We start from the raw sequence: 26,376 nt of genomic DNA on the forward strand, positions 1-26,376 counted from the left end.
TGCCGCTCAGCCTCCCGACCTCGGGGCTTGCCAGGGCGCGCGCGCCGGCATCCTATGGCGCCGCCCGCGGCCGCGCCCCGGGCGATGCCCCACACCCTGCCTTCGCGCCAGGAGCAGACATGGCCGGTCCCGATCGCCTGCTCTACCTCGTCACCGAGGATTGGTACTTCGTCTCGCACCGCCTGCCAATGGCGCGGGCGGCCCGCGATGCCGGCTTCGAGGTGCACGTGGCAACGCGCGTACGCGATCATGGCGAGGCGATCCGCAACGAGGGCTTCCACCTGCATCCGCTGCATTGGAGCCGTGGTAGTCTGTCGCCCGTCGGCAATCTCGTGGCCGTCCGCCGGGTGCGCGCGCTGCTTGCCCGCCTCGGACCGGCGATCCTGCACAACGTGGCGATGAAGCCGGCCCTCATCGGCTCCCTGGCAAGCCTCGGGCGTCCCTCCATCATGGTCGTCAACAGCGTGGCCGGGCTCGGATCGCTCTTTCTTTCGCGCTCCGCCCGGCGCCGGGCGGTGGCTGGCCTCTACCGGCAGGCCGTCCGCCACCTGATGGCTCGGGCCAACACCCGCATCGTGGTCCAGAACCCGGACGACGAGGCCGTCTTCCACGCGCTCGGTGTGCCGGCAGGCCAGGTCGTTCTCATCCCCGGTTCGGGGGTCGATACGGAGCGACTGGTGGCTCTGGCGGAGCCCGAAGGGCCGATCGTTGCGGCATTCGTCGGGCGAATGCTCGAGGACAAGGGCGTGCGTGCCCTCATCACCGCGCAGCGCCTGCTGCGCGAACGCGGGCGAGCCCCGCAACTGCTTCTCGCCGGCAGGCCCGACCCAGAGAACCCGACCTCGATCCCCGAACACGAACTCGCCGCCTGGGACACCGAGCCGGACATCACCTGGCTCGGCCACGTGAACGACATCGCCGGGCTCTGGGCGCGCGCGCACATCGCGCTGCTGCCATCACGGCGCGAGGGGTTGCCCAAGAGCCTGCTCGAGGCGGCGGCCTGCGGACGGGCGATGGTTGCGAGCGATACCACCGGCTGCCGGGAAGTGGCCATCGAGGGTGAGACCGCGCTGACCCATGGCATCGACGATGCCGAGGCCATCGCGCGCGCCATCGAACGGCTGGCGGGCGACGGCGCCCTGAGGGCGAGGCTCGCGGCGAATGCGCGCAAGCTCGCCGAGGAGAGATTTTCGGCGCGCGCGATCGGCGAGCACACGGCGGCGCTCTATGCCAGCCTCCTCGAGCAGCGGCGCCGGGAAAGGCATGCAGAGCGCGCCTAGCTCGAGGACCGCGCCATGTCCGCGAGCGCATCGGGTGTCGTCACTACCGGCTGCCAACCGTCACCGAGGAGCCGTGAGACATCGACCACCAAGGAACCGGCGATGCGCTCGTAGGCGGCGCGCCTGCCAACGAGCGATAGGCCGGCCGAGAGCACCCCGCCCGGAACATCGAGGAGGCCCGCCGCGCGACCTCTCGCGGCGCGCAGGTGAGCAACGATCTCGCCGACCGTCAGCGCGGGGCCCGGATCGGCCACGAGGTAGGTGCGCGAGCGCGCGGCGGGGGTGCGGAGACAAAAAGCGCAGGCGCTCGCCAGATTGTCGACAGCGAGCAGGCTGCGCCGACCCGCGAGGCTGGCGAAGGGGAGGGGCCAGGGCGAACCCGCCAGCGCCAGGAGGCTCGCCATGTTGCCCTTGACGCCAGGCCCATAGACCAGGACCGGGCGAAGGACGCTCGCCTCGGGCAGGGCCGCCAGAAGCAGGCGCTCGCCGAGGAGCTTGGCGCGTCCATAGGCATCGACCGGAGAGGGGCTTACATTCTCGTCCAGAACGCCGCCCGCGACGGGTCCGCACTGGGCGCGCACCGAGGAAACGAAAACGCCCGCGAGCCCGGCCTCGGCAGCGCACCGCGCCAGTTCCCCGACGGCTTCGCCGTTGATCCGGCGGTATCGCTCCTCGGCAATGGCCGCCTCGGCGTGAGCGATGCCGGCGAGGTGGATGAACCCGCAGGTGCCCTCGAGAAGTGCCGGCCAGGCTTTCGCCGCCGCAGGGTCTCCGAGGTCCGGCATCGCGGCGCGCTCGAGGCGTGGGGCAGAATCCTCGCCGACGGCGCTGCCCGATCGCCGCGCCGCCGCCCGAACCCGCCAGCCGGCGGCGAGCATCCAAGCAACGAGATGGCGGCCGACGAACCCGTCGGCCCCGGTGACGAGGACGGGGAGCGTTGGCGCGCCCGCGTCGGCCCCGGCATGGCGAGAACCGGTTCCGCCCTCGCTCATCGGCGCCCACTCCCTTCGAGCAGGCCGAGATAGCCGAGCGTGACGAGGAGAGCGAGCGTGAGCGCGAGAATCTGGACGACGGGGCCCGGCGCGACGACACTGGCGCCGGCGAGCACGGCGAGGAGGAGATTGACCAGCCAGAGGCGCAAGGTGATCTCCGGCACCGTCATGCGGCCGGCGTCGAGGGCGCGCTGGTAAGCGTGATCGCGGTGGGCCTGCCAAACCCGCTTGCCGGCAACGAGGCGGCGCAGCAGCGTGCCCGTCGCGTCGAGGAGATAATAAAGGGGTAGGATGAGGGCCGCGGCGAGGTGGCCGGCAGCGGCAAGCCGCACGAGGAGGTAGGCGATGAGGAAGCCGATGGCCAGGCTGCCGACATCGCCGAGGAAGAGGCGGGCCGGATGGCGGTTGTAGGGAAGGAAACCGAGGAGCCCTCCGGCGAGCGCGAGAGCAATCACGACGGCATCGAGGCTTTCCGCTCCCTCGGCGAACCAGAGCAGGGCCCCGGCAGCGAGCGCGACCGGAACGGCCTCGGCGACGGTAATGCCGTCGATGCCGTCCATGAAGTTGGTGAGGTTGACGAACCAGACCGTACCGAGGATGAGTATGGCCGCTTCGATCAGCCAGGGCAGCCAATCCGGCAACACGCGCACACCCTCACCGAGCGCGAGGAGGAGGGCGAGAGCGCTCGCGCCCTGCACCACGAGGCGCACCAGCACGGGAAGTTCGAGAATGTCGTCGAGGGCACCGAGCACGGCGAGCGCGACGGTCGCGGCAAGCACGAGGAGAAGGGAGCCGAGCCGCTCGCCGAGCAACGACGCGGGCGCCGCCGCAACGAACAATCCGACGACGATGACCACCGCGCCGACGACCGCGATGCCGCCGCCCTGCGGGGTCGGAACCCGGTGGCTCGAGCGGGCGTTCGGTCGCGCCATGGCATAGCGTCGCATGAGGGGAAAAAGCAGCGCCACGAGGCCATAGCTCGCCAGCCCCGACAGCACGAGGATGGATACGGCAGCGAGCGGACCGTGAAACGGGGGTGGCGTCATCGTGGGGTGGTCGTCAACTTGGCTCGCACGGCGGCGACGCCCGACTGGGCGGCGGACGATCCCGAGCCCTCTTTCGCCGCCGGCCCGGTGGCCATGCCAGCCGAAGCGCGGCCCGCGGTAGTGCCCGTCGGCGCATCCGGCAATTCGAGTATGCGGCGCAGCGCGAGACTGACATTGCGCTTGGCAAAGAGACGTTCCGCCTTGGTCCTGCTGGCGCGCGACATCGAGGCCACCAGATCCGGCCGCCTCAGGCAGTAGGCCATTCCGTCGGCGAGGGCCGCGACGTCATTCGGGGCAACGAAGACGCCGTTGACGGGTTCATCGACCAGCACGCGGTGAGCCGGCACATCGGTTGCCACGATCGGCCGCCCGACGGCAAGCGCCTCGACGGCGACTTCGGGCACCTGATCGAGGCGGGCCGGCAGGACGAAGACGTGGGCGCCAGCAAGGGCCTCGAGCGTCGGGGTAGCGGTCGGCACGAGCGAAACGACCTCACCGAGTCCGGGCAGGAGGGAGGGGTCGATGGCGTCGGGCCCCCGCCCCTCGCTCGCCAGCAGCTGCCAGTTCGCCCTGACGCCATGGTCGGAGAGCGCCAGCGCGGCCAGACAGAATTCGCGCAGACCCTGGCTGGCGACCAGCGGACCGGCTGCCAGGAAGGTCATGCCGCCCGAGATCTGCGGCAGTGGACGCGCGGCGATGGCATCGACGTCGACATCGACGCCGCGTCCGATGTGCATCTCGAGCCGTTCGGGGAGCAGGCCCTGTTCCTCGAGCATGTCGGCATCCGGTCCGCGCACGAAGAAGGCCGCGTCGAGACGCGTCAGCCCGGCCGAGAGAAGCCGACGCGCGGTCGCGCGCCGCACCCGCTCGCGAAAACCGGTGGCCTCGAGCGCGATGTCGCCGGGCAGGCTGTCGATGAGGGCGACGATGCGGGGGGTACGGGCCAGCCGGCCGGCAAGTCCGGCAAACAGCGCCCCGGTCGGACCGAGCCCGAGAACGGAGGTGATCCCAGCGGACTTGAAGCGCCGCGAGAGCGCGGCCATGGCGCGGACCTGGGCGGCGGGCTCGAAGCCATCGCCGCGCAAGGCGACCTCGTGCCAATCGATACCGATCGAGGCCAGCCACTGCGCCGTCTCGCCCTGCGGCTCGCCTCCGAATCCGACGGTGACGAGCGCGTCGCGCGACAGTTCCTCGAGCAGCGGGCCGACGAGCGGGCGCACGGCCTCCGGGTCCGGCGCAACGAGGGCGAGGCTGCCCACGGGGCCGACATCGGCGCCGCGTCGCTCGGCTTCAGCTGCCATCGCACCCTCCACCCGACCTCAGTGGACCGTCTCGCCCGGCTGGCGCCACACGACGCCCTCCCCGTCGACCGCTCCGGCGGCGGGTTCGGCGGCGAGCGGACCGTGCGGCTGACCCGCCGGCCGGCGACGCCCGACCTCCTCGAGATGGCGCACCTCCGGCTGATAGTCCTCGACCGCCAGCCGCAATACGTCGTGGATCGCGCGGATATCGTCCTCGGCCATGGCCTCGTCGAGCCGCGCCAGCACCTCGAGAAGCCGCGCTTCGCTCATGAACGGCTCACGGTTGCGGGCGATGAGGGGATGCGAAGTGCCGGTCGTGTTGGCGCCGATCAGCAATTCCTCATAGAGCTTCTCGCCCGGCCGCAGGCCCGTGTAGGTGATGGCGATGTCGCCGTCCCGGTTACGATCGTCCTGCACCTCCAGACCCGAAAGGCGGACCATCGAGCGGGCGAGATCGGCGATCTTGACGGGCGTGCCCATGTCCAGAACGAAGACGTCGCCGCCCTCGCCCATCGCTCCGGCCTGGATGACCAGCGTTGCAGCCTCGGGAATGGACATGAAATAGCGCGTGATCTCCGGGTGCGTGACCGTCACGGGTCCACCTTGCGCGATCTGCTCGCGAAAGAGGCGGACGACCGAGCCGGACGAATCGAGCACGTTGCCGAACCGTACCATGGTGAACACGGTTCGCGCGAGCGGTTCGGTGCCGAGCGCTCCGATGCCCATCTCGCGTGGCACGCGGGCGCTCTCGGCGAAGGCCTGCAGGACCAGTTCGGCCAAGCGCTTGCTGGCCCCCATGATGTTGGTCGGACGCACCGCCTTGTCGGTCGAGATCAGGACGAAGCGCTCGACACCGAGGTCACGCGCGGCATCGGCGACCACGAGCGTGCCGAAGGTGTTGTTGCGCAGACCGGCCACGGCATTGAGTTCGACGATCGGGACGTGCTTGTAGGCGGCGGCGTGGTAGATCGTCTCGACGCCGTGGCGCGAAATCGCGCGTCGCACCGCGACGTCGTCGTTCACGCTCTCCAGCAATGCCACGATCGTGACGTCGCGTGCGGCACGTGCCCGCAGTTCACGCTCGATCTCGTAGAGCGCGACCTCCGAGCGCTCGTAGAGCACCAGACGGCGCGGCGAAAGGTCGACGATCTGGCGCGCCAGCTCCGAGCCGATCGAGCCACCCGCGCCGGTCACCATCACGCACTTTCCGAAGACGTGCCGGCGCATCAATTCGACATCCGGCGGCACAGGATCGCGGCCGAGGAGATCGTCGGCATCGACGGGGCGAAGGTCGGTGACCGAAACCTTGCCGGTCGCGATGTCGGCCATGGCCGGCAGCATCTTGACGAGGACCGGATACTTCTCGAGCCGTCGGATGATGGTGCGGCGCCGACGCTTGGACGCGCCCGGCATGGCAAGGAACACCTCCTGCACGCCGTTGCGCTCGACGAGCTTGGAGAGTTTGAGCGGTCGGTAGACCTTGAGGCCCGCCAGGTTCTGTCCCCAGAGCGAGCGATCCTCGTCGATGAAGCCGATGAGATTGTGTGATTTCGACTGGCGGAGGGCGGCGGCGAGCTGCACGCCGGCTTGACCGGCACCATAGATGATCGCCGTGCGCCGGTCGGGTTCGAAATCGAGCGGCAACGAGGCCACGAGGTCGCTCAGCAGCCAGCCGGCGACCTGGCGGCTGGTCCAGACCAGAACGGCGGAGAAAACCGCGTACATCACGAAGACCGAGCGCGGCAGGACGCCGGGAACAGCCGCGATGACCACGACCAGCGACCATGCCATCACGGCGACGAGCACGGCGAGGAGAATTCGCGCGCTCCCCTTCCAGCCGATGAATCGGGTCACCAGCCGGTAGAGATGGAGATAGCTGAAGATCGCTACCCCGATGGCCGGTGCCGCCAGCAACAGCAGCGCGAATTCGGCGCTCGGCGGGACATAGAACGTCGAGAGGCGCAGTGAGAAGCCGAGCCAGAGGGCAATGCTCAAAAGCAGGAAGTCACTCGTGACGAGGACCGCCCGCTTCCAGAGGCGCGGCATGGCGACAATGCGATGGCGCCAATCCGCGGCGAGCCGCACCTTCTCTCTCATCATCGATGCCCCAACGCTCGGTCACCACAGAGGAGACCGATCCGCGCCATACACCAGCGCGCCGGTACGCCAGAGGCCCTGTGGACAGGGACCCTGCCGGCCGGCGGACGTCGCCCCACAAGCCCGCGCATCCTGGCGACCGGCGCCTCCATGCAGCGCAAGATGCCGCTCGTCCCACCTACTCCGCATACCCACGCACCGCAAGCAACCGATGGGTTCCCCAACGACCGCGACCCGCAGTGGCTCGCCCTGTCCCCGGCAGGATCACCGCCGGGGCACTCTAAGCGCCGGAATCCGGGCCCACAAGGCAAGCTTTCGCGGCAAGCTTTACGACCGGCAAGCGAACCCGGCGCGGCAAACAGTGACCCGCGATCGGTTGCGGCAGTGCATGCTTTCGAGATGGCTTGCAGGCAACCGGCGGATCAAGGCACGATCATGCCGGACGCGGCCATGCCCGCACGGGCCCTCGAGGCGTTCAGGGCAGGTTCATGTTGCCGGGCCCATCCTGGCGTTGTCGTCCATGGACCGTCCGACCGCACGTCCGGGCGGCGCAGGAACGGCGGCGTTCGTTTGAAACGGGGTGTCGTTCGCGAGTCTCGGCTGGCTGGCCAACGCGAAACGGACGAACCCAGTGTAACCACCGCGGCACGGACTCGAGAGAAGCCCCATCATGTCCCTCAGGCTCGCCAGATCGATGCTCTCGGCCATCGCGCTTACGGCCCTCGTCGCCGGAGCGAGCGCCCTGCCGGGTTCCGGGCCGGCACAGGCCAATGCCGGTGCCTGTAAGGCGCAGTGCCAGGCGGCCTATGCGCGATGTTACAATCAGTCCGGCGGCGACCGGCGCAAGTGCGACCAGCAGCTCAACCTCTGCCTGAAGAGCTGCCTCAGGAACAACGCCATCAATTGACCGGAAAAGCTCGGGACCCGCGCCCGAGCCCGCTGGTTTTCCCCTCGAGGCGACGCAAGGGCGGTGGTCGCGACTCGGTCAGGAGCCGTCCTGAGAGCGTTGCGAGAGTGGGGGACGCATTCGCCCCCCATGCACCCAACTTCGCACCCACCGTCGGGGCGCTGCGCAACCGACCCCCTACTGCGCGGGCGAGAACGTCTTCAGATAGGCGATGACGTCGGCGACCTCGTCCGGCTTGGTCAGACGATAGGTCATTTTCGTGCGCCCCGTCGGCGTGCCGCCGCTGGCCGTGATGTGATCGGCGAGGAACTTCTGGGGATCGGGCAGGTAGCCGGCAAGGGTTTCCTCGGTCCAGGTGAGACCGGCGGCGCCGGCCGCCTGGTTGATCGCGGAATACTTGTAGCCTTCGACGGCTCCAGCGGCACGGCCGAACAGGGCGTGCAGGTGCGGGCCGACTCGGTTCTTGCCATCCTCGACCGTGTGGCAAGCGGTGCACTTCTTGAAGACCTTCTCGCCCTTGGCCGCATCGCCCTCGGCGTGGGCACTGGCGCTGGCCAAGGCCGCGGCGGCCATGACTGTGATCACTGCTAAGGTTCTCATATCGCTTCCCTCGTTCACCAGCGGGATCGAGCCCGCACGTTCGGTCCGCTCCTTTGCCGCGCCGTGCGCCCCACGCGCGCCCGGCCGCTGGAACGGCCGGGGCAAACTAGCCTCGCTCGGCACAGCAGGCTACCCCACCGACAGTTCTAGGGGCCATCCAACGACACGCGCGGGGGTGGGGCGGCGCGCGCCATGGGTCGGCTCGCCGCCGGCGTCCGGGCGCTTGCCCGGCATGGCTGGGGGGCAGCTCGCGCCCCGACCCGACCACAGAAGCGTTCGTCAGCTCAACTTCAGGCCGCGACTCCACGGTGGCTCGGCCCCGTAGAGCTTACCGAGGAACTCGATGAAGGCGTTGACCTTGGCCGGCATGAAGTCACGGCACGGATAGACCGCATAGATCGCCATGTTCGACGAGCCCATGTAGTCCGGCAGAATCCGCTTCAGAAGACCGGACTTCAGCTCCTCGGCGACGTCCCAAGTGGCGCGCAGACCGACCCCGTGACCCGCCATCAGCAGTTCGCGCGCCAGCTCGCCGGAGTTGGTCCGCACGTTGCCACGAACCCGCACCGAGACGGGACCGGCCGGTCCATCGAGGCGCCACTGGTCGCTCGAGCCGGACGAAATGCAGTTGTGGTAGTCGAGATCCTGCAGCGACTTGGGCTCACCATGGGCCTTGAGGTAAGAAGGCGCCGCGCAGATGACCCGCTGATTGGGTGCGAGGCGCTTGGCGACCATGGTCGAATCCTTCAGCTCACCGATGCGGATCGCCATGTCGAACCCGTCCCGGATGATGTCGACGAAGCTGTCCGAGAGCTGGATGTCCAGCTCGATCTCGGGGTAGGCCTCGAGGAAGGCCGGCAAATGCGGGGCAAGGTGCAGCCGACTGAAGGAGGTCGGTGCGGTGACCTTGAGCACACCCTTGGGCGAAGTGTTGCGGCGACTGACGAAGTCCTCCGCCTCCTCGACCAGATTGAGGATGTCGACCACCCGCTTGAAGAACCCCTCGCCGGTCTCGGTCAAGGTCAGCTGGCGCGTGGTGCGCTGGAAGAGGCGCGCCCCGAGGCGCTCCTCGAGCAGGCTGATGCGCTTGCTGACGACGGCGGGCGAAAGCTTCATCTCCCGTCCGGCGGCCGACATGTTGCCCGTACGGGCAACGCGTGCAAAAATCTCCAGGTCGGTGATGGCTGTCACGGTCAACCTCTGCACTTTCAAAAAAGTGGATAAGCATCACTTCCATCTTCCATTAGCCGGTTGCTTTTTTGCTTGAAAGTGACGAAGCACGGTCGCGCTGATATAACTATTGTTTCGTCGAGGAAAGGTGGCATTGTTCTGGCTGTAAGTTTGTTTTTTTGAACAACAAACAACAAGACGAACAGCGCCAAGCCAAGAACTCGTATGTTCAATCCAGCGGCCACATGACAACGACTGCCCACAACTACACAGGATTGAATCAGTCAATGTCGACGATAGAACTGCCAACACCTGACAGGACCATCATCGGCCGTCGTGGAACAATCGTTCAAGACTTGATGCGACTCGTCTCACCTGGCAGCGTGATCAGTGATGATGATGGGCGCCGCGCCTTCGAGACAGACGCGTTCACCGCTTACAAGCGCATGCCGTTGGCGGTTGTACTACCGAGGAGCACTGACGAAATATCGCGCGTCCTGGCCTATTGTCACAAGCACGGCATCAAGGTCGTCGCAAGGGGCGCGGGGACGTCGCTCTCCGGTGGGGCGCTGCCGGCAGAAGACGCGGTCGTGGTCGGTGTCTCACGCATGAACCGGGTTCTCGAGGTCAACTACGAAGACCGCACGGCGCGGGTCGAGACCGGCATCACCAATTTGCAGATCTCCGCCGAGGTCGCCGAGCGCGGCTTCTTTTATGCTCCCGATCCATCCAGCCAACTCGCCTGCTCACTGGCCGGAAACATCGCGATGAACTCGGGCGGGGCGCACTGCCTCAAGTACGGGGTGACGACCAACAACCTGCTCGGCGCCAAGATCGTGCTCGTCGATGGCGAGGTGATCGAACTCGGTGGCAACCATCTCGATGCGCCGGGCTACGATCTGCTCGGGCTGTTCGTCGGCTCGGAAGGCCAATTCGGCATCGCGACGGAGGCAACCGTGCGGATCCTGCGTGTCGCCGAGGGAGCGCGACCGATGCTGCTGGGATTCGGGTCGATCAAGGCGGCAAGCGAGTGCGTCTCGGGGATCATCGCCTCGGGCATCCTGCCGGTTGCGATCGAATACATGGACAAACCGGCGATCCACGTCTGCGAGGCGTTCGCCAAGGCCGGCTATCCGCTCGATGCCGAGGCCCTGCTGATCGTCGAGGTCGAAGGCAGCCCGGACGAGATCGAGGCCCTGCTCGAGCGGATCGGTAAGATCGCCGCGGCACACGCGCCGACCACCGTTCGGGTCTCGGGCAGCGCCGAGGAGAGCGCCGCGATCTGGAAGGGGCGCAAGTCGGCGTTCGGGGCGATCGGACGGATCGCCGACTACCTCTGCATGGACGGCACCATTCCGCTCGGTCGGCTTGCCGACGCGCTCGCGGGCATCGGCGAGATCGGAGAGCGGTTCGGGTTCCGCGTCGCCAACATCTTCCACGCCGGCGATGGCAACCTGCACCCGCTCATCCTCTACGACGCCAACACGCCCGGCGAGGTCGAGAAGGCGGAGGCCTGCGGGGCCGAGATCATGAAGCTCTGCGTCGACCTCGGCGGTTGCCTGACCGGCGAGCACGGCGTCGGTATCGAGAAGCGCGATCTGATGCGCTATCAGTATAGCGACACCGATCTCGCGCAGCAGGTGCGCATCAAGGATGCCTTCGATCCGGACTGGCTGCTCAATCCGGCCAAGGTGTTCCCGCTCGATCTCCAGCGCGGGGCGAGGCGCGCATGACGGCGCAGGACGACGAGTCGGGCACCCGAACAAGGAGGCGGGCTTGACGCAGATCATGCGGCCGACCGAAGAGGCCGAGCTCGCGCGCATCATCGCCGACCACGCCCGGCGCGAGGCGGCCATCGAGATCGTCGGCAACGGGAGCAAGCAGGGCATCGGCCGGCCGGTGACCGCGGCGACACAGGTGGTGACACGCAACTTCCGCGGCGTGACCCTCTATGAGCCCTCCGAGATGGTGATCTCGGCGCGCGCCGGCACGCCCCTCTCCACGATCCAGAACGAACTCGACAAGCACAATCAGCGCCTCGCCGCCGAACCGCTCGATCTCGGTCCGATGCTCGGCAACCCCGAGGGGGCAGCGACGATCGGTGGTGTGGTCATGGCGAACCTCTCGGGATCACGGCGGATATTGGCCGGGGCGGTGCGCGACCAGGTGCTGGGTCTCAGGGCGATCAACGGGCGCGGCGAGATCTTCAAGACCGGCGGCCGGGTCATGAAGAACGTGACCGGTTACGACCTCTGCCGCGGTCTTTCGGGATCATGGGGGACACTCGCGGTGCTGACCGAGGTGACCCTCAAGGTCCTGCCCAACACGGAGGAAACGCGCACACTGCTCGTGCTCGATCAGCCGGACGAATTGGCCGTCGAACTCATGTGCGCGGCCATGGGAACCCCGTTCGAGGTGTCCGGCGCGCTGCATCTCGATGAAACCCTCGCCGGCCGGCTCGCCGCGCTCGACCTCATCGAGAAGGGCCGACCGACGACGGCCCTCAGGATCGAGAATGCCTCACCCGCCGTCGCCTATCGGATCGCTCAGCTCTCGGCGCGTTTTCGGCCGCACGGCCAGGTCGTCGAACTCGACCACGCGGCCTCGATCCGCTTCTGGCGCGCCATCCAGCGGCTGCAATTCCTGGTCGGCACGACGGGGCCGGTCTGGCGGATCTCGACGGCACCGAGCCGGGCAACGGAGGTCGTGCGCGCGATCCGGGGCTATAGTGAACTCAACGTCGCCTACGACTGGTCGGGCGGGCTCATCTGGATCGAAACGCCGGCTTCGGCCGATGCCGGAGCAGCCGACATCCGAAGGGTCGTGGCCACGCTCGGCGGGCATGGCACGCTCATCCGGGCTAGCGAAACGGTACGGGCTGGCGTCGAATGCTTCCAGCCGCTCGAGCCGGGCGTCATGTCACTGTCGCGCCGCCTCAAGAAGTCGTTCGATCCCGCCGGCATCCTCAATCCAGGGCGCATGTATGTCGAACTGTAAGTTGCCGCCCCCCCGTCCCTTTCTCCTGCCACCGTCATTCCTCGCCGAGCGAGGGCGCAGGGGCGGGCCGCCCGGAGTCCCTTGATCCATGCAGACCAATTTCACTTCCGAGCAGCTCGCCAGCCCACGCATCGCGGAGGCCGATAAGATCCTTCGCAAGTGCGTGCACTGCGGCCTCTGCACGGCAACGTGCTCGACCTATGTCCTGCTGGGCGACGAACGCGACAGTCCGCGCGGGCGAATTTATCTCATCAAGGACATGCTGGAAGAGGCCCGCCAGCCGAGCGCGACGGTGCAGAGGCACGTCGACCGCTGCCTGTCGTGCCTTTCCTGCATGACGACCTGCCCGAGCGGCGTCGACTATATGCACCTCGTCGATCTCGCGCGGGCCGAGATTCACGAGGCCGGCACTCGCAGCGTCCGTGACCGGTTCATGCGGTCGTTGCTGGCGGGGCTGGTGCCCTACCCGGCTCGGCTGAGGCTCGCTTTGCTCGGCGGCTCGCTCGCCAAGCCGCTGAAGCCGCTGCTGGAACGGCTCGGGCTCAAGGAACTGGCGGCAATGCTGATGCTGGCGCCATCGCTGACGGCGCTGATGCCGCGCTTTCGGCGTCAGCCAAACGCCGTGATCGCCGAAAAGCGGGGGCGCGTCGCGCTGCTCAAGGGGTGCGCGCAGAAGGTCCTGCGCCCGGAGATCAACGCGGCGACCGAACGCCTCCTCGCGCGGATCGGAATGGAGGTGGTCTCGCCACCGGCCGTCGGTTGCTGCGGAGCGCTGGTCCATCACATGGGCCGCGAACGCGAGGCGCAGCAACAGGCGGCACGCAACGTCGAGGCCTGGGCGAAGGCCGATGCCGAAACCCCGCTGACGGCGATCGTCATCAACGCCTCTGGCTGCGGCACGACCGTCAAGGACTACGGCCATCTCCTCTCGCGTTACGACGACGGCAGCCATGCGGATTGGGCGAAATATGCCGCCTCCATCACGAAGGACGTCACGGAGATTCTGGCGGCGCACGACCTCGGCGCGCCACTGCGCTGGTCGTCGCTGCGCGTTGCCTATCATTCGGCCTGCTCGATGCAGCATGGCCAACGCATCACCGATCAGCCGCGCGCCCTGCTGAAGCGGGCGGGCTTCGCGCTCGTCGAAATCGCGGAGGGCCACATCTGCTGCGGCTCGGCCGGGGTCTACAATATCCTCCAGCCCGACATCGCGCGCGATCTGCGCGACCGCAAGCTGGCCAACATCGACCGCGTGCGCCCCGACATCATCGCGACTGGCAACCTCGGCTGCATCACACAGCTCCAGTCGGGCACGGATATTCCGGTGGTGCACACTGTCGAGCTGATCGACTGGGCCTTCGGCGGGCCGTGTCCAAGGGGGCTCGAGCACCTCAAGGACCGCGTTGTCGACGTGCCCGAGGCGGCAAGCCTGCCGTCGATGCCCGCCGCCTGAGGCGGGCGGGTCTCAGGAGCGTCGCTCGGCGGCCGCGACGATGGGCCGGCGTGCCTCGGCATAGGCACGGCGTGCGGGAACGGCAACGAGTTCGCCTTCCGGCCAACGCAACGCCGTGAGCGCGCCGCCGAAGCAGCAGGCGGTGTCGAGGCAGAGCGTGCCGTTGAGCCATTCGGCGGCGAGCACGGGGGTGTGGCCGTAAACGATCCTCGGATGGCCGGTATACTCCAGCGCCCAGTTCCGCCGCACCGGCAAACCGAATTCGTCCTTCTCTCCCGTGGTGTCGCCGTAAAGGCAGTAGGCGCGCACCGCGCGGCCCTGCCCGCCGACCATGTCGCCGCGAAGGCCGGCGTGCGCCACGACCAGTTCGCCGCCGGCGAGCCAGAGATGGAGCGGCAGGCCCTCGATGAAGGCACGCACCTGGGGGCGAAAGTCGGCCGGCTCGTGCTCGAGCTGCTCGACGCTGGTCTCGAGGCCATGGGCGAGCTTGACATCACGGCCGGCGAGCCAGCGGGAGAGCTTGTCATCGTGGTTGCCGGGAACGGCGAGCGCGGAACCGGTCTCGACCATGGCCATGGCGATGCGCAGGACGTCCGGCGTTCGCGGGCCGCGGTCGACGAGGTCGCCGACGAAGACGGCGGTGCGACCAGGGGGTGGCTCGATGGCGGGGGTGCGCCAGCCGCCGGGTTCCTCGCGCCACGTCACGCGGTAGCCCAGCCGGGCGAGCAATTCCTCGAGTTCGTCGGCGCAGCCATGGACGTCGCCGATGATGTCGAAGGGACCACCGCGATCGCGCAGGTCCACCGGATTGGCGGTGCGGCGAATAACCGCTCCCTCGATCGCAGCCCCGCCGACGAGGTGATGAATGTCCGATTCCGCAAGCCGATCGAGCGCGGTGTGAGTGCTCGCGCGGCGACGCCGCTCGCGCTCGTCCTGGTAGAGGAGGATGGCGGAAACCGGGGCATGGCGCGCCCGGGCGGTCGCGATCAGCCGCTCGCAGACGGCGGTCGGGAGATTGGTTGCATCGACCGCTCCGAGGAGGCGGGTCTCGAGGCGCCGTTCGAGCGCGGCGATCAACTCTGAGGCGGCCGTCGCGTCCGGCCCCGCGGGCAACAGCGCGGACGAAAAATGCCGGCGCGCGAAATCGCTGCCGCTCTTCAGCGCCCAGCCGGAGATGAGGACGAGGGAATGGGTCGGCAGCTCTATCGCCATAGGTCTTCCTGAAGGCGGCGCCACCGTCGCGAGGACACTCGATCGCCTGCTACCGGAACGGGGCCGGCTGAAGCGGCGATCGCTCTCACGCGCCGGCCTTGCGCGGCCGCGGCGTCGGCATGGAGGGGACGCTCGTCAACCGGGCCACCTCATAGACCTCCATGATGCGGCGACCACGATGGGGTCCGTCGGTGACGAAAACCCATTTACCCTCGGTGAAACTGTCACTGATCTTGGTGCCCTTGACGGTGATCCAGTGGCCATCACGGCCGTGGTGGATCGCGAGAATGTAGGCCTTCCAGGCGCTGCGCGGGCGCTGCATCCAAGACCAGACAGTCGGGCGCTCGCGCGGCTCCAGTTCCATATGGTTCTCGGTTTCGCGGATGCCATAGCCGAAGACCTCGAGGGCGGCGCGCAATTCGTCCGTGGTCGTACCCTCGATCACCTCCTCGGCATCACCGAGTTCGGACCGGTAGGCACGGATTGCCTCCTCGATGCGGGAGATCGAGAAGCCGGTTATCGCGGAGACGACATAAGGTCCGCAATAGGCGATGCGCCCCGTGTCGTTCTTGGCATCGATGCGGCTCGAGGTGAGATAGTGGCGCATGGTCGGCCCGGACGGATATGGTTGAATTTCATCCTAGCGGAATTCGCAGCCGACGAGGTTAACGCGGTTCGGCCGAGCGCGCCAGCCTGCAATCGCGGGCTCGTGATGACCTCGAGGTCTGGTTGCGCGCGATGGTTCCCCCCATTTCTGGTATACTGGAGGTCGTTCCGGCCGGGAGAGACGGCGGGGCAGAGAGACGAAGGAGAGCTTCGAGATGATCACAGCGCTCAAGCGCGGCTGGCCGCTCGCCGCCGCAGCCATCGCCATAGCAATGTCGGGGCCGGCAACCGCCGGGCCGCTCGCGGGGCTGGCGAGCGGAACCTTTGCGCAAGCCGGCATCGACGTGGCGCAGGCCGAACCCGCCGGTGCGTACCGCACCTCCAAGCACAGCCGCCGGAGACACGCGAGCCGCTATCACGATCCGGCATATCGCAGCGGATCGATTGCCATATACGAGACGCCCACATTCGGGCTCTACTTCGGCGAGCAGGCCTACGGGCCGAATGGCTGCCGTTATCCCTATTCGGGCTACATGATCGACCAGCCCTGCTGGGCGCAGAAGGCCTTCGCCCCGCCACGCTACCGTTGAGACGTGGCGGCGCAGGCCGGGGCGGGCCAGGCGGGCCCGCCCGCTCACGGTCCGTCTATTCGGCCGCGACTGGCTGCGCCACGCGCTCGATGCGTGCCGCACAATACTTGAACTCCGGGATCTTCCCGTACGGGTCGAGCTGCGGATTGGTGAGGATGTTGGCGGCCGCCTCCACGTAGGCGAACGGGATGAAAATCATATCCTCCTGAATGGCCTCGTCGGCGCGTACGGCGAGCACGATCGCGCCGCGCCGCGTCGCCACCTTCACCTCGTCCCCGGCGGCGATGCCGAGACGGCGCATGGTGACGGGATTGAGGCTCGCGGTCGGCGACGGCTCCAGGGCATCGAGCGTCGCGGCGCGGCGCGTCATGGCGCCAGTATGCCAATGCTCGAGCTGGCGACCCGTCGTCAGGATGAACGGATACTCCGCATCGGCGAGTTCGGCGGGCGATGTGACGCGCGCGGGGGTGAATTTGGCCCGCCCCTCGGCGCGCGGGAAGCCGTTGCCGAACACCACCGGTTGGCCCGGATCCTCGGGTGAGAGCGATGGATATGTGACGACGTTCTCGGCCTCGAGGCGATCCCAGGTGATGTTGTTCAGCGACTTCATGGAACGCTTCATCTCCGCGAACACCTCACGCGGATGGGTGTAGTTCCAGCCGAGGCCGACCCGCTTGGCGAGATCGACCGTGATCGCCCAGTCCTCACGCGCCTCGCCGGGAGCCGCGAGTGCCTTGCGGCCCATCTGCACCTGCCGGTTGGTGTTGGTGACCGTGCCGGTCTTTTCCGGCCATGCGGCGGCAGGCAGGACGACGTCGGCGTACATCGCGGTCTCGGTGAGGAAAATATCCTGGACGACGAGATGACGCAATTTGGCGAGGCCCTCGCGGGCGTGCGTGGCGTCGGGGTCGGACATCGCCGGGTTCTCACCCAGGATGTACATGCCCTTGATCTCCTCGCGGTACATCGCATCGACGATCTCGACCACGGTCAACCCGGGCTTGGGGTCGATCTCGGTTCCGCCCCAGATGTCCTTGAACAGATCGCGCACCGGCCCGCTCGCGACGGGCTGGTAGTCCGGAAGCACCATGGGGATGAGGCCGGCGTCGGAGGCGCCCTGCACGTTGTTCTGGCCGCGCAGCGGGTGGAGGCCCGAGCCCGGCCGCCCGACGTGGCCGCAGAGCAGCGCAAGCGCGATGAGGCAGCGCGAGTTGTCGGTGCCGTGGATGTGCTGGCTGATGCCCATGCCCCAGAAGATCATGCCGGCGCGGGCGGTCGCGAACTCGCGGGCCACAGTGCGCAACATCTCGGCATCGATGCCGCAGATGTCCGCCATCTTCTCGGGAGGATAATCGAGGATGTGCTCGCGGAACGCCTCGAAGCCCTCGGTGAAGGCGTCGATGTACTGGCGATCGTAGAGCCCTTCCGTCACGATCACGTTCATGATCGCGTTGAGCATGGCGACATCGCCGGCGGGGCGGAACTGCAGCATGTGCGTGGCGTGGCGCTTCAGGCCCTGACCGCGCGGATCCATGACGATCAGTTTTCCGCCGCGCTTGACGAACTGCTTGAAGTAGGTCGCCGCGACCGGGTGGTTCTCGGTCGGGTTGGCGCCGATGACGATGGCGACGTCCGCGTTCTCGATCTCGTTGAAGGTGGCGGTCACGGCACCGGAGCCGACGTTCTCCATGAGGGCGGCGACCGACGAGGCGTGGCAGAGCCGGGTACAGTGGTCGACGTTGTTGTGACCGAAGCCCTGGCGGATGAATTTCTGGAAGAGGTAAGCCTCCTCGTTCGAGCATTTCGCGGAGCCAAAGCCCGCGACCGCCTTGCCACCGTGCTTTTCGCGCAGTTCGACGAGGCCTCGAGCCGCGAAGTCGAGCGCCTCCTCCCACGTCGCCTCGCGGAAGTGGGTGAGCGGATTGGCCGGGTCCATGTTGAGACCCTTGGGTGCCCCGAGCTTGCGAATGAGCGGCTTGGTCAGTCGCTCCGGGCTCGCGACATAATCGAAGCCGAAGCGGCCCTTGACGCAGAGCCGGTTCTCGTTGGACGGCCCCGGGGCGCCATCGACCCAGGCGATTTTGTCATCCTTGATCTTCAGCGTGATCTGGCAGCCGACGCCGCAATAGGGGCAGACCGAGCGCACCTCGCGATCGGCGAGGCGGGCGCCGACCTGCGTTTTCTCCTCCACGATCGACTTAGGCATGAGCGCGCCCGTCGGGCAGGCCTGCACGCACTCGCCGCAGGCTACGCACGTCGAAGCCCCCATCGGGTTGTCGAAGTCGAACACGACTTTCGATCCGTGCCCGCGATAAGCCATGCCGATCACGTCATTCACCTGCACCTCGCGACAGGCACGAACGCAGAGCGTGCAGTTGATGCAGGCGTCGAGATTGACAGCCATCGCGGGATGGGAAAGGTCGGGCTCGTCGTCCGCCGGGCGATCGCCCGCCCTCGCGCCGCGATCGTCACGGGGCTCGAAGCGCGAGTGCGTCACGTTCTGGGCGTCCGCCCAGTGCCAGAAGGGCGAGACGCGGTCGTGCGCGTCAGCACGGGCCGGCTGGTCGGCCATGAGCAGTTCGATGACCATGCGCCGCGCGGTCTCGGCCCGCTCCGTGGCCGTCTTGACCACCATGCCGGCGGCAGGCTTCCTGATGCAGGAGGCCGCGAGCACCCGCTCGCCCTCGATCTCGACCATGCAGGCCCGGCAATTGCCGTCCGCCCGATAGCCGGGAGCGTCCTTCCAGCAGAGATGCGGGATATCGGTGCCCTGGCGCTTGGCGACCTGCCAGATGGTCTCGCCGGGCGCCGCCTCGACCTGCCGGCCGTCGAGCGTGAACTTGATGCTGTCGGTCATTTTCGTTCCTCCGGCAGTGTCAGCCGCTGGGTTGGGTCTGATCGTAGGACGGTCCCTCGGCGGATTGAATTCCCACCGGCCGGCCGTCGAGGCGTTTCTCGAGCGCGATCTCATAGGGGCGAAAACCGAGCCGCTCGTAGAGGCGGATCGCCGGCCGGTTGCCGACGAGCGCGATGATCTGAAGCTGCGAGACGCCTTGCGCCGCAAGCCAGCGCTCGGCCTCCGCGATGAGCGCGGAACCGATCCCGCGCCCGCGGTGGCTCTCGCGAACGGTCACTTCCGCTATGAACCCGTAGTGGCGGTCGTAGTCCGTGAGATAGGCGTCACCCGGATCGACCACGGCGAAGGCGCACGAGCCGACCACCTCGCCCCTGACCTCGGCGACGATGAAGCGCCCATCCCGTTCGTCGGCATAGGAAAAGCCGACATCCACCATGGCATCGGCGACGAACGGCGAACGGTCGCGGTTGTGATGAAAGCGGCCCTCCCAGGCGTTCGCCTCGAGCGCAAGCACGGCGAGCGCCGCCCGGTCCCCGGGTCGCGCGTCACGGATCGCGATGTCGGCCGCAGCGCTCGTCATCGTCTCAGCTCACCTCCTCGGGGAAGTGGCGGATGACGGAGCGGATCGGATTCGGCGCCGCCTGACCGAGGCCGCAGATCGAAGCGTCCGCCATGGTTCGGCAGAGTTCCTCGAGCAGCGGCGCGTCCCAGGTCTTCTTCTCCATGAGCTTGACCGCCTTCTCGCAACCGTTGCGGCAGGGCGTGCACTGTCCGCAGCTCTCGTCCTCGAAGAACTCGAGGAGGTTGAGGGCCGCGCGCGCCATGCTGTCCTGGTCCGAAAGGACGACGACGGCGTGCGAGCCGACGAAGCAGCCGAGTTCGGCGAGCTTGCCGCCGAAGTCGAGCGGAACATCACCGAGCGAGGCCGGCAGGATGCCGCCCGAGGCGCCGCCCGGCAGGTAGCCCTTGAAGGCGTGGCCATCCGCCATGCCGCCGCAGCGTGCGATGAGATCACGAACCGTGGAACCGGCGGGCGCGACGACGACGCCAGGATTTTTCACCCGCCCCGAGACCGAATAGGAGCGAAACCCCTTCGATCCGTTGACGCCCTGGCTGGCGAACCACTCCGCGCCCTTCTCCACGATGTCGCGGATCCAGAAAAGCGTTTCGACGTTGTGGTTCAGCGTCGGGCAACCGAAGAGGCCGACCTCGGCGATGTAGGGCGGGCGGTGACGCGGCAGGCCACGCTTGCCCTCGATGCTCTCGATCATCGCGGATTCTTCGCCGCAGATGTAGGCCCCGGCACCGCGCCTGACGACGAGGAAGCCCGGCGCCGCCAGCCCTGCCGCCTCGAGCGCCGCGATCTCGTGATGGAGGATTTCGAGGACGGCCGGGTATTCGTCGCGCATGTAGATGTAGCAGCGTTCGGCTTCGACGGCCCAGGCGGCAATGAGAGCGCCCTCGAGGAAGCGGTGTGGATCGCGCTCCAGCCAATGGCGGTCCTTGAAGGTGCCGGGCTCGCCCTCGTCGCCGTTGACGGTCATCAGACGCGGGCCGGGATAGCCGCGCACGAAGCCCCATTTCGTTCCGGCCGGAAATCCGGCGCCACCGAGACCGCGCAGGCCCGCGTCCTTCAGGATGGCGATCAATTGCTCGGGCGTCCTCTCGCCGGAGCGGCACTTGGCGAGCAGGTCATAGCCGCCCGCCGAGCGATAGGTCTCGAGCCCCGTGTGGGAGGGCATCACCGGGTGACGCTCACCGGAGGCAACGACGGCCATCACGGTTTCGGGAGTTGCATGATCGACGTGACGGTGGCCGACCTCGCAGACCGGCGCCGTGTCACAGCGCCCCATACACGGCGCGCGCACGACACGCACCTCGGCGGGGTCGACGCCAGCCTCGAGGGCAGCGCGCAGTGCCTCGGCGCCGGCGAGATTGCAGGAGAGGGAATCGCAGACCCGGATGGTGGTCGCAGGCGGCGGCGTCTCATCCTCGAGCACGACGTCGAAGTGGGCATAGAACGTCGCCACCTCGAACACCTCGGCCTGCGGAAGACGCATCTCGGCGGCGAGCGCATGGAGATGGCGGGCCGCGATATGCCCGTAGCGATCCTGGATCAGATGCAGGTGCTCGATCAAGAGATCGCGATCACGCGGGCGTTCGCCAAGCAGAGCGGTGACCTCGTCGCGGGCTACGGGATCGATCACGCGCCCCTTGGGGTGCGGTCTGGCGCGGCGCCCACGTCCGCGCATCCTGTCGATGTAGTTCATGGGTCCAGCCTCCGCTGTCGGCAAGCATTTGCCGTGACCTGCGCAGCGGACCACCCAAGGGACCGGACGCGGTCGGATTCGCCGGCACAATGGTGCAGAGGCGAACGAGCGGCAAGACGCATCCGCTTATCGCATGATAATTACCGGTTATCGCGCGGCGTCTCGCGGCAGCTAACTCGGCATCGCCTCGAGCAGCCGCGCGTCGAGATCGAGGCGCTTGCCGAGACGCCAGAGGGCGTCGATTCGCGGGGACGGGACCTCGGTAGCGTGGCGCACGAGCCCGACGCGCTGGCGCACCTGGGGACGGATGAGCCTTTTCAGCACGACCCCCCCGAGCGATCCCAACAGGGTCAAGTGGTTTCGCGCGACGATGCTGAAGAGGCCGGCGTGGCGGACGTGGCCGAGAAGCGTGACCACGGAATTCGATTGGACGATGGGAGCCGGAGCAATGCCGACACGGGCGAAGATGCCGTCGATGATGCGCCGGTTCTGCATGTCCGGTGTCAGCAGGCAGAGGGGGAGGCGCTCGAGGTCGCGCCAGGCAACGACCTCCGGAAGATCGACGACCGCCGCCTGGGGAGCCAGCAGAGCGAATTCCTCATGATAGAGTCCGAGCATGTCCACATTCTGAAGTGGCTCGTTGTCGAGATAGGTGAGACCGGCGTCGAGGGCGAGGTTGTCGAGGCCACGCTGGATCTCGATGGAACTCAGCGAGGAGACGACGAGGCGCAGGCCGGGGTGCTCGGCAAGGAGTGGGGCGGTCAGCAGCGGCAGAACCGACAGCGCGGAGGGTATCACGCCGATCGCGATGCTCCCGACCAGTTCGCCGCGCAGCTCGGAGGCCTCGTCGAGAAGCGCGTCGGCCTGGGTGACGATCCGTTTGGCCCAGGCGAGAATGCGCTCGCCCTCAGGAGTGAGACCGCCGTAGCTGTTGCCGCGCCGGATGAGCGGGACGCCCAGTTCCTCCTCGAGGCGCCGGATCTGAGCGGAGAGGGCGGGCTGGGAGATGTTGCAGCTCTCGGCGGCCCGCGAGAAGTGCTGCTCGCGGACGAGAGCGATCAGGTAGCGGAGCTGGCGGACGTCCATGGTTCGAGCGGGTCCCTCGGTGGCATCGACGGAGACGGTTCCGGCTCCCGACCAGGGATCACGTCGCCTCTTTCATCTCCGGCGGCCAGAAATTCGCGATGTCGAGCGTGATGCCCGGCGGATCGAGCACGAGTTCACCCTGGCGGATGATACGGGATTGCGCGACGTCGCGGCCGGTGCGCCGGTGGTGCGTGACGACCCGCTCGCCGGGATCGACGATGAGATAGTGCGCGATGCTCGCGACCTCGAAATATCCGGCGAGCTTGCGGCCCCGTCGACGCTGCTGGTCGAGGGCGAGAGCACCTCGACGACCAGCAATGGTGCGGTCAATTCCACTGCATCGTCCGGAGTGAGGCCGCGCGCTTCGAGGGCGCAATCCGGCTCGAACGCCGTTTCCACGTCAACCCGCACCGTCATGCCCTCGGGGTAGACCTGATAGCCGCTCAGCCCGGCAGCCGCGAGCGCCTGTCGCAGCACAAGGGCCACCTCCAATTTCGTGCGCGCATGTAGGACTCGCTCCCGCAACTTCTCGACGATCTCCCCGGCGATGAGCTCGAAGCGGCCCCTCGGCTGGGCTTGCGCCCAGTCGAGGAACTCGTCGACCGTCATCCGTCTGTTGGCGACGTTCACCGGAGCCATCCTAACGCGCCGGGCACGCTGTCAGCGTGCACCGGCGTTGCGCCTCAAAAGACCACGACGCTGCGGATGCTCTCGCCCGCGTGCATCAGGTCGAAGCCCTTGTTGATCTCGTCGAGCGAGAGTGTGTGGGTGATCATGGGGTCGATCTCGATCTTGCCCTCCATGTACCAGTCGACGATACGCGGCACGTCGGTGCGCCCGCGCGCCCCGCCGAAGGCCGTTCCTTTCCAGACGCGTCCGGTGACGAGCTGGAACGGCCGCGTCGCGATCTCGGCGCCCGCTGGCGCGACGCCGATGACGATCGACTGGCCCCAGCCGCGATGGCTCGCCTCGAGTGCCGCGCGCATGACCTGGACATTGCCGGTGCAGTCGAAGGTGTAGTCGGCGCCACCGATCTGATCGGCCCCGCGCTTCGTGAGGTTGACGAGATAGGGCACCAGATCGCCTTCGACCTCCTTGGGGTTGACGAAGTGCGTCATGCCGAAGCGCTCGCCCCACTCCTTCTTGGCCGGGTTGAGATCGACGCCGATGATCATGTCGGCGCCAGCGAGCCGGAGGCCCTGGATGACATTGAGGCCGATGCCACCGAGGCCGAAGACGATGGCCGTCGCGCCCGCCTCGACCTTGGCGGTGTTGATCACCGCGCCGATGCCCGTCGTCACGCCGCAGCCGATGTAGCAGATCTTGTCGAAGGGCGCGTCCTCGCGAACCTTGGCGAGCGCGATCTCCGGCAACACCGTGAAGTTCGAGAAGGTCGAGCAGCCCATGTAGTGGTGGACGTGGTCACCGCCGATGGAAAAGCGGCTCGTCCCGTCCGGCATGAGGCCCTTGCCCTGGGTGGCGCGGATGGCGGTGCAGAGATTGGTCTTGCGCGAGAGGCACGACGGGCATTCCCGGCACTCGGGCGTATAGAGCGGGATGACGTGGTCGCCTTTCTTGAGGCTCTTGACGCCAGGGCCGACGTCGACAACCACGCCCGCGCCCTCGTGGCCGAGGATCGAGGGAAAGATGCCTTCGGGGTCGGCGCCCGAGAGCGTGAACTCGTCGGTGTGACAGATGCCGGTCGCCTTGACCTCGACCAGGACCTCGCCGGCGCGCGGGCCCTCGAGATCGACGGTCGTCACCTCGAGCGGCTTGCCGGCGGCGACCGCAACGGCGGCGCGTGTCTTCATGGTTCAACCCTCCCCGGATTCGTTCTGGCCTCGACGACGGGTAACGGCCGCGATTGGCCGCTCCGCTTGCCGCATGGTGGCGCAAGGAAGCGCCGGTTGGAAGCCCTGGCCGCTTCGCGCGAGACCGTCAAGTCGAGCCAACGTGCCTTACCGGCCGAGCCGCAGGCCCGGCCGCAAGAAGGGCAAAAAGCAAATGGGCAGCGGTCCGACCGCTGCCCACGTTCACTTCTCGATCCATGACCGGCGCGTCACCCTCGGGCGGCGCGTCGACCCGCATCGCAAGCGCTACTGCGTGTTCTCGCGCTGTTGACGCTGACGTTGATCAGGAATGCCGATGACAGCCTGGCCGGTGTCCGGGTTCACCATGATCACGCCGCCCAGCGGGCCGAAGCCCTGGGGCAGACGCGGCTTGTTGGCCGTGGTCGGGGGCGCACGCAGGCCCCAGACACGCACGTTCGGGGCATCGCCGCCGCGCCTTGCCGGGCTCATGCGCAGCACGATCCTCTCGATGTGGATGCGCGGATCGACATCGATCAGGTCGGTCTGGTTCGGGGCATCGATGGTGCCCCGGAAACCGAACGACTTGTTGCGACCGTTGCCGTAGACGACCGTGATCCGCTCGATCTCGACGGGGGCCTTGGTGATCTGGAGCACCAGACCGTGGAAGGTGCCCATTCCGCGGCCGAGGGTGATCGTGCGATCGGAGCGTCCGCCAGACACGACCACCGTGCTCAGGGCCGTATAGGCCGGCCCAAGCTCGGGAAGCGTGTCGACACGCGGCGGCTGCGTGGGCTGCTGGCGCGCCGCCCTCGCCCAGATCTCGACCTCGCCGCGGCCGCCACGGCGCCGCGCCTGCTCATAGACCAGCTCGATGCTGGCGATGAACCGGCCACCGGCGCGCCCGGTCGTCAATGGCAGGATCTCGGTCTGATCGCCCGGGCCATAGAAGCCGCGTGCGGGCAGATCGTCCTTGTCGCCATTGCCATAGGTCACCGTCGCACGCGCGATGCGCAGGGGTGCCCCCTTGATGCGCAGCAGCACATCGGAGAAGGCGCCCTCGCGACGGCCGACGCGAAGGACGTCGCGATCGCGACCACCATCGACTTCGGCGCTGCCGAGTTGCTCCCAATCCCGCCCGAGCGGTTCGAAGTCGACGCGACGTGCGCGTGCCTCCTCACCCCAAAGCTCGATCTCTGGCGTGCGGCGCCCGTCGGGATCGACACGGTAGGCGATCTCGATGCGGTCGATGAAGCGACCACGGCCACGGCGATCCAGCTCGAACGGGGCCGACTGATCTCCACTGTCGATGCGACCGTTGCGATCGAAGACCTGGCGCTGGCCGTCCTCGAACACCACGACGACCTCATTGTGGGTCAGAGAACCACGGCGCATACGCAGGATAAAGCTATCCAGACGCTTGTCATAGCCGGTCAGATCGAGCGCGATGCGACCGCGGCGATCCGTCAACTGTGCCTTGCCGATGCCCGCCCAGCCGGCGCCGAGGTCGGCGAACCGCTCCTCGCGCGCCTTGTGGCCGAACACCTCGACGATCGCGGGACGGTTCGCGTCACGGGTGCCGTACGAGAGACGGATCTCCCGTATGAAGCGGCCGCGATCGTTGACATCCGCGAGTTCGAGAACCTCGGAATCCGTGCCCGCATCGATGCGCATCGGTGTGTCGAGGACCTCCTGCTGGCCGTTGCCGTAAACGACGGTCACGCTGCGCAGGCGGATCGGCGAGCGGCGAACGCGCAGGACGAGTTCGTCGAAACGACCTTCCTGGCGGCCGACCGAGATCACGTCGGCATCGCCGCGCTGGTCGACACGCTGGCGACCGAGCGATTGCCACTCGTTACCGAGGTCGGTGAAGCGCTCCTCGGGCGCCTTGTGGCCGAACACCTCGACGATCGCGGGACGATTGCCGTCGCGCGTGCCGTAGGAGAGACGGATCTCCCGGATGACACGCCCACGACCGTCCGTATCGGCCAGCTCGAAGATCTCGGAGTCGGCGCCGGCATCGATGCGAACCGGCGTGCTCACCTCCTCGCGCTCGCCATTGCCGTAGACGACCGTCACGCTGCGCAGACGGATCGGCGAGCGG

19 protein-coding genes and 1 pseudogene are annotated in these 26,376 nt (G+C 67.6%); 6 read left to right on the forward strand and 14 right to left on the reverse strand.

All coding sequences use genetic code 11. The features are described 5' to 3' along the window. The first annotated feature begins 119 nt into the window (after nt 1–119). A complete protein-coding gene (locus GC150_02635) occupies nt 120–1,280 on the forward strand; it encodes a glycosyltransferase (GenBank protein ID MBI1383791.1) in 1,161 nt (386 codons plus the stop codon). Here the strand turns inward: GC150_02635 and GC150_02640 are convergent. From GC150_02640 to GC150_02655, 4 genes are read right to left on the reverse strand one after another with little or no spacing between them, the layout of a single operon-like run. After that, on the reverse strand, nt 1,277–2,272 hold the full coding sequence (locus tag GC150_02640; GenBank protein ID MBI1383792.1) for an NAD-dependent epimerase/dehydratase family protein: 996 nt from the start codon (nt 2,270–2,272) through the stop codon (nt 1,277–1,279). The genes GC150_02635 and GC150_02640 overlap by 4 nt on opposite strands. Continuing rightward, nucleotides 2,269–3,318: a glycosyl transferase gene (locus GC150_02645; GenBank protein ID MBI1383793.1), complete on the reverse strand. Its 1,050-nt coding sequence runs from the start codon at nt 3,316–3,318 to the stop codon at nt 2,269–2,271. Before GC150_02645 ends, GC150_02640 begins: the two co-directional genes overlap by 4 nt. Further along, nucleotides 3,315–4,619 (reverse strand): glycosyltransferase, encoded by a 1,305-nt coding sequence (locus tag GC150_02650; protein MBI1383794.1) that lies wholly within the window; start codon nt 4,617–4,619, stop codon nt 3,315–3,317. Before GC150_02650 ends, GC150_02645 begins: the two co-directional genes overlap by 4 nt. A gap of 18 nt (nt 4,620–4,637) precedes the next feature. Continuing rightward, nucleotides 4,638–6,719 (reverse strand): NAD-dependent epimerase/dehydratase family protein, encoded by a 2,082-nt coding sequence (locus GC150_02655; GenBank protein ID MBI1383795.1) that lies wholly within the window; start codon nt 6,717–6,719, stop codon nt 4,638–4,640. Nucleotides 6,720–7,386: 667 nt separating this feature from the next. Here GC150_02655 and GC150_02660 point away from each other — a divergent pair. Beyond that, complete coding sequence (locus tag GC150_02660) at nt 7,387–7,623, forward strand: hypothetical protein (protein MBI1383796.1); 237 nt, start codon at nt 7,387–7,389, stop codon at nt 7,621–7,623. A 177-nt stretch (nt 7,624–7,800) separates the two neighbouring features. Here the strand turns inward: GC150_02660 and GC150_02665 are convergent, their stop codons facing one another. Both GC150_02665 and GC150_02670 read right to left on the reverse strand, forming a co-directional pair. Further along, nucleotides 7,801–8,223 carry a c-type cytochrome gene (locus GC150_02665; protein ID MBI1383797.1) on the reverse strand — a complete coding sequence of 141 codons (423 nt, stop codon included), beginning with the start codon at nt 8,221–8,223 and terminating at the stop codon, nt 7,801–7,803. Nucleotides 8,224–8,502: 279 nt separating this feature from the next. Then, nucleotides 8,503–9,414 carry a LysR family transcriptional regulator gene (locus GC150_02670; protein MBI1383798.1) on the reverse strand — a complete coding sequence of 304 codons (912 nt, stop codon included), beginning with the start codon at nt 9,412–9,414 and terminating at the stop codon, nt 8,503–8,505. Nucleotides 9,415–9,680: 266 nt separating this feature from the next. Here GC150_02670 and GC150_02675 point away from each other — a divergent pair, with 266 nt between their 5' ends. The 3 genes from GC150_02675 to glcF all read left to right on the forward strand — a co-directional run bounded on the left by GC150_02675 (nt 9,681) and on the right by glcF (nt 13,843). Beyond that, complete coding sequence (locus GC150_02675; protein MBI1383799.1) at nt 9,681–11,126, forward strand: FAD-binding protein; 1,446 nt, start codon at nt 9,681–9,683, stop codon at nt 11,124–11,126. Between the two features lie 43 nt (nt 11,127–11,169). Further along, a complete protein-coding gene (gene glcE, locus GC150_02680; protein ID MBI1383800.1) occupies nt 11,170–12,390 on the forward strand; it encodes a glycolate oxidase subunit GlcE in 1,221 nt (406 codons plus the stop codon). 88 nt (nt 12,391–12,478) lie between these two features. Next, nucleotides 12,479–13,843, forward strand: a complete 1,365-nt coding sequence (gene glcF / locus GC150_02685) for a glycolate oxidase subunit GlcF (protein ID MBI1383801.1) — start codon at nt 12,479–12,481, stop codon at nt 13,841–13,843. A 12-nt stretch (nt 13,844–13,855) separates the two neighbouring features. On the opposite strand, the gene GC150_02690 is transcribed toward glcF, so the two are convergent. After that, on the reverse strand, nt 13,856–15,055 hold the full coding sequence (locus tag GC150_02690; GenBank protein MBI1383802.1) for a hypothetical protein: 1,200 nt from the start codon (nt 15,053–15,055) through the stop codon (nt 13,856–13,858). Nucleotides 15,056–15,140: 85 nt separating this feature from the next. Next, complete coding sequence (locus tag GC150_02695; GenBank protein MBI1383803.1) at nt 15,141–15,662, reverse strand: hypothetical protein; 522 nt, start codon at nt 15,660–15,662, stop codon at nt 15,141–15,143. A 214-nt stretch (nt 15,663–15,876) separates the two neighbouring features. Here GC150_02695 and GC150_02700 point away from each other — a divergent pair, with 214 nt between their 5' ends. Next, nucleotides 15,877–16,251 carry a hypothetical protein gene (locus GC150_02700; GenBank protein MBI1383804.1) on the forward strand — a complete coding sequence of 125 codons (375 nt, stop codon included), beginning with the start codon at nt 15,877–15,879 and terminating at the stop codon, nt 16,249–16,251. Between the two features lie 55 nt (nt 16,252–16,306). Here the strand turns inward: GC150_02700 and GC150_02705 are convergent, their stop codons facing one another. From GC150_02705 to GC150_02730, 6 genes and pseudogenes are all read right to left on the reverse strand, one after another. Next, nucleotides 16,307–19,108, reverse strand: a complete 2,802-nt coding sequence (locus GC150_02705) for a formate dehydrogenase subunit alpha (GenBank protein MBI1383805.1) — start codon at nt 19,106–19,108, stop codon at nt 16,307–16,309. Between the two features lie 19 nt (nt 19,109–19,127). Beyond that, a complete protein-coding gene (locus GC150_02710) occupies nt 19,128–19,688 on the reverse strand; it encodes a GNAT family N-acetyltransferase (protein MBI1383806.1) in 561 nt (186 codons plus the stop codon). A gap of 4 nt (nt 19,689–19,692) precedes the next feature. Next, nucleotides 19,693–21,378, reverse strand: a complete 1,686-nt coding sequence (locus GC150_02715) for an NADH-quinone oxidoreductase subunit F (protein MBI1383807.1) — start codon at nt 21,376–21,378, stop codon at nt 19,693–19,695. A 171-nt stretch (nt 21,379–21,549) separates the two neighbouring features. Beyond that, a complete protein-coding gene (locus GC150_02720; protein MBI1383808.1) occupies nt 21,550–22,464 on the reverse strand; it encodes a LysR family transcriptional regulator in 915 nt (304 codons plus the stop codon). A 58-nt stretch (nt 22,465–22,522) separates the two neighbouring features. Then, nucleotides 22,523–23,073, reverse strand: a pseudogene (locus tag GC150_02725) (Uma2 family endonuclease). A gap of 74 nt (nt 23,074–23,147) precedes the next feature. After that, entirely contained in the window at nt 23,148–24,275 is a 1,128-nt protein-coding gene (locus GC150_02730) for an S-(hydroxymethyl)glutathione dehydrogenase/class III alcohol dehydrogenase (GenBank protein MBI1383809.1), read from the reverse strand. Nucleotides 24,276–26,376: the final 2,101 nt, after the last annotated feature.

Source organism: Hyphomicrobiales bacterium (assembly GCA_016125495.1).
Classification (GTDB): domain Bacteria; phylum Pseudomonadota; class Alphaproteobacteria; order Rhizobiales; family RI-29; genus RI-29.